This is a genomic window from Paenibacillus sp. OSY-SE (genome assembly GCF_000283315.1).
GTDB classification, from domain to species: Bacteria; Bacillota; Bacilli; order Paenibacillales; family Paenibacillaceae; genus Paenibacillus_B; species Paenibacillus_B profundus.
In genome coordinates this window covers 26,123-38,750 of record NZ_ALKF01000192.1, presented here as the reverse complement: position 1 = coordinate 38,750, position 12,628 = coordinate 26,123, and the positions used below count along the sequence as shown (strand labels likewise).

The following is a 12,628-nucleotide window of genomic DNA, read 5'->3' as shown; positions in this document are numbered from 1 at the left end:
GTACGCCTTACAGTGCTAGCGATTCGTATGCGCCTTAACGCGATGTGTCATGAGCTCCGAGACGGTAACGAAGGAATATCCACGTTTCTTCAATTCCGGCAAAATCACTTTCAGCGCTTCGACCGTCTGGGAGCTCCTATCGTTAAAATCATGCATAAGTACAATATCGCCGTTTCTTGCATGATCCAACACCTTGTTCACAATCCGCTGTACGCCGGGTGAACTCCAATCCTTCGTATCCTGATGCCATGACCATAACACAATGCGATAGTCGTTAGCATGAGCAACCTTCACTAGATTTTCATTGTAGTATCCGCCTGGTGGTCTGTACAATCGAGGTGCAATCCCGGTCACTTCCTCAATGACACGATGCGCCCGCATTATTTCGTCTTTTATTACTGCCAATGACGTGCCGCGACGAAGATATTTGTGATGGTAGGAATGGTTGCCAATTTCATGTCCCTCGGACACGGTTCGCTTTACTAATTGCGTATGCTTTTGTACACGCCATCCTACAAGAAAAAACGTCGCCTTGGCATCATATTGCTTCAACAATTCCAATATTTTCGGCGTGTTTTTCGGATCAGGTCCATCATCGAAGGTAAGAGCGATTCGCTTGCCAGCTGAAGGCACTTCCCATACGATATCTCCTCTTTGCTCATAGTACGAACGATCTTTACGAGCCGGCTCCTGCAGCTTTGCCATCGCGTGAAGCTCAGACGGACTCTCCATCCACGCATTCACAGGCCATGCCATAAACGAAAAAATAAGCAGCATGACCGCGGTCAAATATAGAGTACGCTGCCAGTGCCAGCGCTTGCTCTTCCCGTGCAGAGGTGAACGATTCATAACCTCTCCTCCATCCGTGCATAAATTAGGTGAATGCATATATGAACTAACTTCCGCATTCCGTTCACATATGCCCCTTAGTATGACCCTGTAGGAGAAGTGCCATTCGCTTCATGCGGCTCGATCAAATAACGCCTTGCTCCCCAAAGGGAACAAGGCGTTATCATGTATATCATATTATCCAATGGAACCTTCCATTTCGAACTTAATGAGTCGGTTCATTTCAACCGCATATTCCATTGGCAGCTCTTTCGTAAACGGTTCAATAAAGCCCATGACGATCATTTGCGTCGCTTCGTCTTCGGTCAGTCCACGGCTCATCAGATAGAACAATTGATCTTCGGACACTTTCGATACCGTCGCCTCATGCTCCAACTGAATGTTGTCGTTGCGGATCTCGTTGTACGGGATCGTATCCGATGTCGACTCGTTATCCAAGATGAGCGTATCGCACTTGACGTTCGACTTCGCTCCGTCGGAGTCGCGGCCGAACGATGCAAGACCACGGTACGTTACCTTTCCGCCATGCTTAGAAATAGACTTCGAGATGATGGTCGATGTCGTATCCGGAGCTAAGTGAATCATCTTCGCACCTGCATCTTGGTGTTGTCCTTTGCCTGCAACAGCGATGGACAATACGGAACCTTTGGCTCCGCGTCCTTTCAAGATGACGGCAGGGTACTTCATCGTCAGCTTAGAGCCGATGTTGCCGTCTACCCATTCCATGTTCGCGTTCTCTTCGCAGACCGCACGCTTCGTTACCAGGTTGTAGATGTTCGGCGCCCAGTTCTGAATCGTCGTATAGCGAACGCGTGCGTTCTTCTTCACGATGATTTCAACGACTGCGCTATGCAGCGAGTTCGTGCTGTAGATCGGAGCCGTACAGCCCTCGACATAATGTACGAAGCTGTCCTCGTCGGCGATGATAAGCGTCCGCTCGAACTGTCCCATGTTCTCCGAGTTAATGCGGAAGTACGCTTGCAGCGGAATTTCGCATTTGACACCCTTCGGTACGTAAATGAAGCTGCCACCAGACCATACGGCACTATTCAACGCGGCGAACTTGTTATCTGCCGGAGGAACAACCGTGCCGAAATATTCACGGAACAGCTCTGGGTGCTCACGCAGCGCAGAATCGGTATCCATAAAAATAACACCTTGATCTTCGAGCTCTTTCTGCATGCTGTGGTAGACGACTTCGGACTCATACTGTGCCGAAACCCCGGCCAAAAATTTCTGTTCCGCTTCCGGAATGCCGAGCTTGTCGAACGTTTCCTTAATTTCAGCCGGAACTTCTTCCCATGTCTTCCCTTGTTTCTCGGAAGGACGGACATAGTATTGGATATCGTTGAAGTCCAATTCATCCAAGTCGCCACCCCAACGCGGCATTGCCATCTTGTTGAACTGCTCCAGCGACTTCATGCGGAAATCAAGCATCCAGTCGTTCTCTTCCTTGATGCCGGAAATCTCTTTGACGATTTCCGGTGTCAGGCCCTTACCGGATTGGAAGACCGCTTGGTGGTTGTCGCGAAAGCCATATTTATACTCTTCCATTTCAGGCATTTTCTTCGCCATAATAATAAACCTCCTCCGTACGGTTTCCCGCACTTGCTAAGCCGAGCTAGATCGGCTCTTCAATTCCTTTGCGCAGTGCGTTCCAGGCCAATGTCGCACATTTGATACGAGCCGGGAACTTGCATACGCCAGACAAAGCTTCAATATCTTCGTATTCATCAAACGTAACGTCCTCGCCCTTCACCATGGCAGAGAACCGGTTCGCCAATTCCAACGCTTGTTCCAGCGTCTTGCCTTTTACCGCTTCGGTCATCATCGAGGCGCTCGACATGCTTATGGAGCAGCCTTCCCCGGTATAGCGTGCCGCCTCTACGATTCCATCGTTCACCTGCAACTGAAGCGAGATACGGTCACCGCAAGTTGGGTTGTTCAAATCAATGGTCACAACGTCGGCGTCAAACGTACCGCGATTACGTGGTTTCTTGTAATGATCCATGATGACGCGGCGGTACAAATCATCCAATTGCATCGCTGAAATACTCCTTTGTCTCTCGCAACGCTTGCGCCAACCGGTCGATGTCTTCTTCCGTGTTGTACAGATAGAAACTTGCGCGCGCCGTCGAGCTGACGTTCAGCCAACGCATCAGCGGCTGGCAGCAGTGATGTCCGGCACGGACGGCAATTCCTTTGGCATCGAGCACGGTGGCGACATCGTGCGGATGAATGTCATCGAGGTTGAACGTGACTAGTCCGACGCGCCCCTGATGCGGGCCATAGATAGTCAATCCCTCGATCGCGCCCAGCTTGTCGATGGCTAAGCCTGCAAGCTGGTGCTCATGCTGCTGAATGTTCTCCAGACCGACTTCCTCCAAGAAGTCGATGGCCGCCGCAAGTCCGACTGCACCCGCAATAATCGGCGTACCGCCTTCGAAGCGCCAAGGAGCATCCTTCCAAGTCGATTCGTACAAATCGACGAAGTCGATCATTTCGCCGCCGAATTCAATCGGCTCCATAGTATTCAAAAGCTCTTTTCTGCCATAGAGTGCCCCGATTCCCGTGGGAGCGCACATCTTGTGACCGGATAACGTGTAGAAATCGCAGTCCAAATTCTGCACGTCGATGCGCATATGCGGTGTGCTCTGCGCACCGTCGACCACCATGACGGCTCCGTGCCGATGTGCAATCTCGGCTATCTCCTTGACCGGGTTGACGACACCGAGCACGTTCGAGACATACATCACCGAGACAATCTTCGTTCGATCTGTAATCGTCTTCTCCACGTCAGCGAGCGAAATCGTTCCATCCTCTTGCAGAGGAATGTATTTTAACGTGGCTCCGGTCGCTTTCGCGACTTGCTGCCACGGAATGAGATTGCTGTGATGTTCCATCGGGGTGAGCACAATCTCGTCCCCTTCTTGGCATACCGTACGTCCGTAAGAAGACGCCACTAGATTGATGGCAGTCGTCGTCCCGCGTGTGAACACGATCTCTTCCGTGCGCTTGGCATTAATGAAGCGGGCTACTTTCTCCCGCGCGCCTTCGTAAGCGTCCGTGGCCCGGGAGCCGAGCGTGTGCACACCGCGGTGTACGTTGGAATTATCCCACTCGTAATACCTCTTCACGGCATCAATAACGGACCTCGGCTTCTGTGAAGTCGCCGCATTGTCCAAATACACCAACGGATGTCCATTCACTTCCTGATTCAGAATCGGAAATTGCTCACGAAGCTCGCGTCCAATCATTGTCCCAGCTTCCTTTCGATGTAGCTCTTTAACAGCTGCTGCAAATACTCGTTCGGCACCTCCGCGACGACTGGAGCCAAGAACCCGCGAATGATGAGGTTCTCCGCGTCCTCACGGGATATACCGCGCGACATCATATAATGCACTTGTTCTTGATTCACCTGTCCGGCAGACGCTGCGTGACCTGCTGTGACATCGTCCTCATCGATGAGAAGAATCGGGTTCGCATCCCCGCGCGCTTTCGGGCTCAACATGAGCACGCGCTCCGTCTGCTCTCCGTTCGCCTTCGTCGCACCCTTCTCGATTTTCGTAATGCCGTTAATAATCGAGGATGCCGATTCACGCATTACCGCACGCGTAATCATCTGGCTATCGGAGCTCTTGCCGATATGGACCGCTTTGGTCGTAATATTGAGCTTCTGCTCCCCATTACCTACACATATGATTTTAGCATCAGAAGTTGAACCGTTGCCTTGAAGAATAGAGTTCGTTTCCGAAGCTGCGTTGCCGTTATGCATTTCACCGACGATCCATTCAATGCGTCCATCGTTCTCGACGACAGCACGGCGGAACGTAACGTCTGTCGCCTGCTCGCCCAAGTGGTGGATCGATGCATACGTCACCTTGGCTCCTGGCTTGACGAACACTTCAACGACGCCGTTATGAACAATCGGCGCTTGCAGCTGGCCAGAAACGTAGTTGTCCATGTACGACACGCGGCTGTTCGCTTCTGCGACAATCAGCACGTGAGGCGCGAACGTCGCTTGTGCATCGTCTGTGTAGAACAACGCCTGCAGCGGAATATCCACTTCTACGTTCTTCGGAATGTATAGGAATGCGCCGCCGTTCCACAATGCAGCATGAAGTGCTGCCATACGGTGTTCATCCGCCTTGAGCGCTTGCATCAAGTAAGGCTTCACCAGTGCTTCATGCTCGCGGACAGCCGTTTCCAAATCGGTAAAAATAATACCCTTGGCCGCTAATTCCGCATTCAAGCGGCGGTAGACGACTCCGGAATTGTGCTGCACCAGCACGTTATCCATATCTTGCGCGCCGTCTTCGTTCAGGAAGCTGCGTGCTTCAGCAGGCACATCGCTGAAGCTCTTCGCTTCTACAGCGTCCACATATACTCCATACGTATTCAAATTCCAGCGTTCTATTTTTGTTTTCTCTAATTTAGGGTAATCCAGTGTTGCTGCATTCTCCAGTGCTTGCAAGCGGGATTCCGCCAACCAAGCCGGCTCGTTCTTGCGGCTGGAGAGGGCAGCGACCGTTTCACGGTCCACTGGTAGTATCGTTTGCGTGCTCATCGGTCTATCGCTCCTCCTGTCTATCTGTCGATTGCTGATTTTTAAGCGTCTTTTCCTACCGTCTCATCGGTAATGCCCAGTTCTTCCTTGACCCAATCGTATCCTTCTGCTTCCAAACGCTCTGCGAGCTCAGGACCACCGGATTTCACGATACGTCCTTGCATCATAACGTGAACGAAGTCTGGCTTGACGTAGTTCAACAACCGCTGATAGTGAGTGATAATGAGGAAGCCGCGGTCTTCGCTGCGCATTGCGTTAACACCGTTCGCTACAATTCTTAGCGCGTCGATGTCAAGACCGGAGTCGATTTCGTCCAAGACGACGATCTTCGGATCCAGCATCATCATTTGCAAAATTTCATTACGCTTTTTCTCCCCGCCGGAGAAGCCTTCGTTCAAATAGCGATGGGCGAATTCTTCATTCATTTCGAGTTCTTTCATTTTGCCTTCCATTTGGCGAATGAACTTGATAAGCGAGATTTCGTTGCCTTCGCCGCGGCGGGCGTTAATAGCACTGCGCATGAAGTCGGAATTCGTTACGCCGGCAATTTCGCTTGGATACTGCATAGCAAGGAACAGTCCCGCACGCGCGCGCTCATCCACTTCCATTTCAAGCAGATCCTCGCCGTTAATCGTCACATTGCCTTCTGTTACTTCATATTTGGGATGGCCCATAAGCGCCGAAGCGAGCGTACTCTTACCTGTACCGTTCGGACCCATGATGGCGTGAATTTCGCCGCCTTTCATTTCCAGGTCGATACCTTTTAAAATTTCTTTACCTTCAATGGTTGCTTTCAAACCATTAATGACGAATTGAGTTGCCATGTGTGTGTTACCTCCAGATTGATGGATTTGTGAAGAACATGTATACTGTAAAGAAAGATTGATCGCGGGAGATGAATCTTTTCTCTATAAAAAATATTATCTTATAATCATTATAAATTGATTATCATTGATTCTCAATCTTAATTTTAAAACAATGATTTGTATAAATCAACCAACACCCCGGACAAGCCTTGTCCCATCCCCCTTTTCCCTTCTTTTTTTCATCGATAATCTTTTGTCTATTTCCTATTTCCAGCTCATATCCCACCAAAAAGCGCACCCCTCTGCAGGATGCGCTCGATGTAATACAGCTCATTGACAAGCTGTAATTCAAATTCGGTTGTAACGTGATTCGCAATTAGTTCTGAACCGCTTTAAGATGAGCGGCTTTGGATTCTTCTCCAATGTATGCGCTCAGCATCCATACGTGTTTTGCCAAGTCGCCTTGCATGCCAATGAACAAGTCGTTCGACACTTCGTCGCCCACTTTTTGCGCTTCTTCCTGAGCTTCGCCGAACTCCTTAATCAATTGGTTAAAATCTTTAATCAATTGCTTCACCATATCTTCGGATGTTTCGTTTCCGACTCCTTCTTGAATGGTTGTATGCTGCGAGTACTCTTTCAACGTCGCATATGGTTTCCCGCCGATTGTAAGCAGGCGTTCTGCCACTTCATCCATCTTCTCTGTAATTTCGTTATATAATTCTTCGAATTTCTCATGCAAGTTGAAGAACAAGTGTCCTTTTACAAACCAGTGATAATTATGAAGTTTCACATACATTACATTTAAGTTCGCTACTTGTTGATTCAAAAGTGTTTGGAGTTGCGCATTTTGTTGGTTGGCCATTGTATTATTCCTCCTAAAATTTAATTACTTCTTGTTAATAATTATTCTAATATAAGAATTAGTTTTTAACAAGACTTTATCAAGCTCTTTAAGTTTGTAATTTTTACCATTATTTTCACTTGCCTTGCTACTGATTATGTACCCGTTTTGTCCCCTTTATGAATCAGTACATTCATTAAGAAGTTCCTTAAAAATTAGTGTTTCAATAGGCAAAAAAATCTTATATACTAATTCGAAACAGTCTCGACATGGAACAGGATTGTTCACAGTTCAGGAATATTGTAACTCGGGAGGTGCTTGTCCACTATGACGAAATCCACAGTTTACCGTCCATTGTGTATAGAAGATGCCGTTCAACTGGCACGCAATATTGAAGGTGTCTTTTCCCCCACTGCCTCCCTGCGATGTGAAGAAATCGGAGACGGCAATTTAAATTTAGTATTTCGTGTTTATGAAATAAGCAAAGACACGACGGATTCGGCTCTGTCTCCACGACGTATTATTATCAAGCAAGCGCTCCCTTATGCAAAAGTGGTGGGAGAGTCATGGCCATTAACGTTAGATCGTGCACGTATCGAAAGCCAAGCGCTTATCGCCCAAGGGCAACTTGTGCCTCATCTGGTGCCGAAAGTATATTTGTACAACCCTGACTTGGCTTTGACGGTTATGGAGGATTTAAGCGATTACACGATTATGCGCGCGGGATTGATGCAGCGTAATCTTTATCCTCTCTTTGCTGAACATATTGCTGAATTTTTGGCAAAGACGCTGTTCTTCAGCTCCGATCTCGGCCTTAACCAGCAGGATAAGAAACGGAATGTGGAACGCTTTATCAATCCGGAGTTGTGCAAGATTACGGAAGATCTCATCTTTGATGATCCATACACCGCTTCGCCGAACAATAACTGTGATGCAGCGATTGAAGACGAGTTGAAGAAGCTGTCGCAGGATCGCGGCCTGCAGTTCGAAGTGATGCTGCTGCGCGAGAAGTTCCTCACCCAGGCTCAAGCGCTGCTGCACGGGGATTTACATACGGGCAGTATTTTTATTACACCGGAGTCCACCAAAGTCATTGATCCGGAGTTTGCGTATTACGGACCTATGGGCTTCGATATCGGCGCCATCATCGCCAATCTGATCTTGAATACGATTTCTCAGGAACATTGGAGTGCCGATGAAGAGACGCGCCGACAATATCGAGCTTACTTACTGCAGATGGTGCGGGATATCTGGAATCAATTCGAGTCACGATTCCGGTCGTTATGGGACAATCATGTCGTAGACCGCATGGCACAGACTGACGGGTATCAAGACACTTATCTAACTCGGGTGCTTCAAGATTCAGTTGGCTATGCAGGGTGCAAAATGATTCGCCGCATCGTCGGGCTCGCTCATGTTGCCGATATCGACAGCATATCGGATCTGCATGTCAGAGAACGCGCGCAGCGCACAGCCCTCTTTATTGGAAAAAGACTGGTGAACATGAATCGCCGCATTCAGTCGATCGATGAAGTAATCACGGCTTGTGAACATGGTATTGCAGGGGTTCAAGCATAATGTACTACTGCACAATCCAAATGCTTTGCGTCAGCTCGAGTCGGTAATGGGCATGAACAAATAAGCGTTCATTCCTACATAAGGCGAAGGTGGGACATCCCATCCCTAAATGGAACGTTCTGCCTGCCTCGCGGTTCTGATCCATTCACCGACGCGAGCATCCGTTCATGTCAGATCATGCGCAGCAAAGCATCATTGCCTCTCATTCCAGGAAGGATACCTAGTCCTTCAGCTTCATGCGTTACCGATTCAAGCGGGGCATCCAGCAATTGCTCCAACGTGCGAACCCCGACAGCGCGACCGGCAATAATGCCGCGATCTTTCAGCTTCGCATTCAATAAACCTACATCAAGCGCTCCACACATAATGTAGCCTTTGCTTGTCGTTATCGCTAACAAGGTTGTCTTCGGGAGTTCCACTTCTACTCCGAGAACGGTATGGCCCTCAATCGTCATCGGCAGTAATCGTATCAATGAACTACCTCCTTCTGCGTTAAAAGATAATAAAATGGTTGTTCAAAAAGTCCTCTTTTTGATCACGAAGTATCCCAAGAAGCTATTCGGCGCTGAAAAGAGACCTTTTTGAACACGCACTATATGTTATGCAGAAGCAATCTTTTTGCCTCATATGGGCATTTTTTATTCATTTTGGTACTTTAGGACTATAATTCTTTTTTTGTCCCGTATTATAATGGTCTCATCTAGGCAAAATGTCCAGGTTGGAGGAATTACACAATATGCTTTATCCAATTACAGCGAAACAGTCCGTCTATAAGTTCAATGTCGATATCATGATTCAAGGCGAATCCAACGTGGCTGCGCTAGAACAACTGTTACACTTGCTGCAAACGCATCCTGAAATATTAGACCTTCGGGTGCAATCAGGAATCGAACTCGGTTCTTTACTAGAAATGATGGAAACGATGCAACAGCAAAAAATGAATACGACCCCGTTCGGCAAGCTAACAGCAATGCGAATCGCCAATCAAAGCTCCGCCCCTTCTCGTGCGAAGAGCCACGCTCCACAAATGGCGTCTAACGCTTCAACTGTTCGAGCTGGTGCGAATCCCGAGCAGATAGGGAACTTGCCTATAGATAAGGGTAACGTTGGTAACAAGAGGAATATGCAGCATGAGGCCGAGCGACCGCCGGCAGTTGCTGCTCCGGCACAATCGACAACCGATACTTACACAGAACGGCTCACTCAAATAGAGCGCACAATCAAGCAAAATATTGAACAGAACTGCTTAGTACGATTATCCGTCAACAAAGGGAAGGGGATTAGGATCAGTCTTCCTTGCCGCTTCCTCAACTATGATGCCACGAATCAATTGTTAAACGTATATCATGTCGACCAGAAGCAAGTATACGCCTACCACTTGTCCGAGATAGAAGAAATGAATCAGCAATCATGAGAAAATCAAACAGCCACACAGAAAGTCTCTCGACTAACGATGTGGCTGTCTTTGTTTTTTCTCTACATTTGAGTAACTTCTTGCTTGCAATGACGTCGGAACAGTTCCTCAAACCGTTGACAAGATAATGGAGGACTGAAATAATAGCCTTGAATTTCATCGCAGCGATGCTTCTGCAAGAATAGAAGCTGATCTTCGGTCTCTACGCCCTCGGCGATCACTTGCATGTTCATATTATGGCCCAAAGCAATGATGGCAGATACGATTGCAGCATCATTCGGGTCATGCTCCAAGTCACGAACGAAGGAACGATCAATCTTTAAGCGATGAATCGGGAAGTTTTTCAAATAGTGAAGTGAACTGTACCCCGTTCCGAAATCGTCAATGCTGATCGCGACGCCCATATCCTTCAACTTTTTCAATATATGAGAGGCTCTGGATACATCCAATGTCATGCTCTCCGTAATTTCCAGATCAAGATAGCGAGGTTCAAGTCCGGTTCGGATTAACACATCCCGTACGGTCTCCGCCAAGTTCTTCATCTCGAATTGCCTTACGGACAAGTTGACGGATACAGGGATGGGCGGAAGTCCGATGTTCTGCCATTTCATATTTTGCCGGCACGCTTCTTCCATTACCCACGTTCCCAATGCGACGATAAAGCCGTTCTCTTCCGCCAGCGGGATGAAGTCTCCTGGTGAAATGAGGCCTCGCTCTGGATGATTCCACCGCACCAAAGCCTCCACACCGACAATTTGTTGAGAATTCATGTCCACTTGAGGCTGATAGAATAACTCGAATTCTTCCTTCGTTAACGCAATTCGCATGTCATTCTCAAGCGTAATTCGTTCCAGTGGACGGTCATTCATTTCCGAAGTGTAGAACAAATACCCGTTCTTCCCTTGCTCTTTCACGCGAGACAACGCTAAGTCCGCCTGCTTTATCGCCATGCCGGCTTTCGCATGATACTGTGATTTGTCAATGATGGTAACCCCAATGCTCATCGTGACATGCACTGGGATATCATTCAAATAGAAGGGCTCCTCCATCACAGCCAAACATTGACGCACCCGTTCATGCATTTCTTGCTCCGATTCTATGTATGTAAGAAAACAAGCGAACTCATCGCCCTCCATTCGCGCAACGACATCGTTATCCGTCATGGAGCGAAGGAGCCGTTCGGCGCACTGCATAAGCAGCATATCTCCAAAGTCGGTTCCAAACGTATCGTTAATTCGCTTAAACCGGTCGAGGTCCATATACATGACCACGATGGTAAAAGAAGCGTTTGCCGCCATATTCAACGCTTCCTCCAACCGCTGCATGAACATGCGCCGATTCGGAAGTCCCGTCATGTCGTCATAATACGACATATACCGAATCCGTTCTGCCATATGCCGGTCCGGACTGGCATCCTGCAGACATACCGAGAACAGCGGGTGGTCTAATGACGGATTCGGATACACACAGTCCGGCATACGAGCGATATGGGCAATCCAATCCTGCGGGAAGCCTTGGTTGTGGTAACCGAGGAGTTCCAATTGAACCTCGCTGCCATCCAGCGCTTCGGATAATGCGTTCGAGAGCTTTGCTCTATAGCGCTCATCTATCCACTGTCCAACAGACAACGCAGTATCGTCAAATTGCGTTTCTTCGTAAAACGATGTGTTCGCGCCTATGACAAATCCATCTCGTCTAAGAAACAGAATGGGAACGGGGACATGGTTATATACATGCTTCAAACTTGTATTTACTGATGCACCGGTCAAAGTATCGTCAGTTAGTGCTTGGCTGAGGCTTGTATGTCGGAAACGCTTCATGATGATCTCAACGTAGACAACATAGATAATCATCCCCAACAGCACGAGGGATACCGCTACACGCAGACTACCTTCGGCTACCCACCAGGCCCATGCTCCAGCTCCCATTGCAGCGGCCGGAGCAAATCGAATGACGTTAGTAGAAGCCAGCCGGGTCTTTTGCCGTCGTGATTCTAGCTCCTGTTCTTTCGGGTTGTTCACCACATCTCTTCCTTCCGGCCTTGAAGTCGATCTCGACACAGTCTTAACGACGTGCCGCTAAAGCTAGCATGAACCAACCCGCAATGAGCGCAACTCCTCCGATCGGCGTGATAGCTCCTAACATGCCAACTCCCGTAAAGCAGAGCAAATACAAGCTGCCGGAAAAAATAATAATCCCTATCCAAATGAGTCTAGCCGCCCATAACACTTTCTGTCGATCTGCAAGCTTGTCCGCCAATATTGCGATAAGAATAAGACCTAAGGCGTGGGCAATATGGTACTGCACTGCTGTTTCATAAGTAGCCATCCGCTCTGCGGTCAAATACCCCTTCATAATGTGCGCGCCAAATGCCCCCAGCGCAACGGACAACAACGCATTTAAGCTTCCTATCATCGTATATCGTCGCAACATGTTGTCAGCTCCTCTAAGAACGAATTTCGGCAATTTTTAACTATATTTTACGATTCTATCTTATCTGAATGTGCTGCGTTTTTCCACAAGGAATATTCGAATTGTCCATATTATAGTGGAACATCTTCATCGTAGAG

General features: G+C 48.3%; 12 protein-coding genes. 2 read left to right on the top strand and 10 right to left on the bottom strand.

The window, feature by feature from the left end; genetic code table 11:
• Positions 1 to 15 precede the first annotated feature (15 nt).
• The 7 genes from A372_RS0120335 to A372_RS0120300 form a co-directional block, all read right to left on the bottom strand.
• Complete coding sequence (locus tag A372_RS0120335) at positions 16 to 849, bottom strand: polysaccharide deacetylase family protein (protein WP_019422739.1); 834 nt, start codon at positions 847 to 849, stop codon at positions 16 to 18.
• A 177-nt stretch (positions 850 to 1,026) separates the two neighbouring features.
• Entirely contained in the window at positions 1,027 to 2,424 is a 1,398-nt protein-coding gene (sufB, locus tag A372_RS0120330) for a Fe-S cluster assembly protein SufB (protein WP_019422738.1), read from the bottom strand.
• Positions 2,425 to 2,470: 46 nt separating this feature from the next.
• Positions 2,471 to 2,893, bottom strand: coding sequence for a Fe-S cluster assembly sulfur transfer protein SufU (gene sufU / locus A372_RS0120325; RefSeq protein WP_019422737.1), 423 nt, complete (start codon positions 2,891 to 2,893; stop codon positions 2,471 to 2,473).
• Positions 2,880 to 4,106, bottom strand: coding sequence for a cysteine desulfurase (locus A372_RS0120320; protein ID WP_019422736.1), 1,227 nt, complete (start codon positions 4,104 to 4,106; stop codon positions 2,880 to 2,882). The genes sufU and A372_RS0120320 overlap by 14 nt, the downstream gene beginning before the upstream one ends.
• The gene (sufD, locus tag A372_RS0120315) at positions 4,103 to 5,416 is read right to left on the bottom strand and encodes a Fe-S cluster assembly protein SufD (protein WP_019422735.1); all 1,314 of its coding nucleotides are present in this window, start codon (positions 5,414 to 5,416) and stop codon (positions 4,103 to 4,105) included. Before sufD ends, A372_RS0120320 begins: the two co-directional genes overlap by 4 nt.
• Positions 5,417 to 5,457: 41 nt before the next feature.
• Positions 5,458 to 6,240: a Fe-S cluster assembly ATPase SufC gene (gene sufC, locus A372_RS0120310; RefSeq protein WP_019422734.1), complete on the bottom strand. Its 783-nt coding sequence runs from the start codon at positions 6,238 to 6,240 to the stop codon at positions 5,458 to 5,460.
• 358 nt (positions 6,241 to 6,598) lie between these two features.
• Positions 6,599 to 7,087 (bottom strand): Dps family protein, encoded by a 489-nt coding sequence (locus tag A372_RS0120300; RefSeq protein ID WP_019422732.1) that lies wholly within the window; start codon positions 7,085 to 7,087, stop codon positions 6,599 to 6,601.
• Positions 7,088 to 7,393: 306 nt separating this feature from the next.
• Here A372_RS0120300 and mtnK point away from each other — a divergent pair, with 306 nt between their 5' ends.
• Entirely contained in the window at positions 7,394 to 8,644 is a 1,251-nt protein-coding gene (mtnK, locus tag A372_RS0120295; RefSeq protein ID WP_019422731.1) for an S-methyl-5-thioribose kinase, read from the top strand.
• Positions 8,645 to 8,814: 170 nt separating this feature from the next.
• Here the strand turns inward: mtnK and A372_RS0120290 are convergent, their stop codons facing one another.
• Positions 8,815 to 9,117 carry a YunC family protein gene (locus A372_RS0120290; protein WP_019422730.1) on the bottom strand — a complete coding sequence of 101 codons (303 nt, stop codon included), beginning with the start codon at positions 9,115 to 9,117 and terminating at the stop codon, positions 8,815 to 8,817.
• A gap of 263 nt (positions 9,118 to 9,380) precedes the next feature.
• Here A372_RS0120290 and A372_RS0120285 point away from each other — a divergent pair, with 263 nt between their 5' ends.
• Positions 9,381 to 10,058, top strand: coding sequence for a hypothetical protein (locus A372_RS0120285; RefSeq protein WP_019422729.1), 678 nt, complete (start codon positions 9,381 to 9,383; stop codon positions 10,056 to 10,058).
• A gap of 62 nt (positions 10,059 to 10,120) precedes the next feature.
• Here the strand turns inward: A372_RS0120285 and A372_RS0120280 are convergent, their stop codons facing one another.
• Positions 10,121 to 12,079 carry a putative bifunctional diguanylate cyclase/phosphodiesterase gene (locus A372_RS0120280; protein ID WP_019422728.1) on the bottom strand — a complete coding sequence of 653 codons (1,959 nt, stop codon included), beginning with the start codon at positions 12,077 to 12,079 and terminating at the stop codon, positions 10,121 to 10,123.
• Between the two features lie 43 nt (positions 12,080 to 12,122).
• Positions 12,123 to 12,491, bottom strand: a complete 369-nt coding sequence (locus A372_RS0120275) for a DUF423 domain-containing protein (protein ID WP_019422727.1) — start codon at positions 12,489 to 12,491, stop codon at positions 12,123 to 12,125.
• Between the last annotated feature and the right edge of the window lie 137 nt (positions 12,492 to 12,628).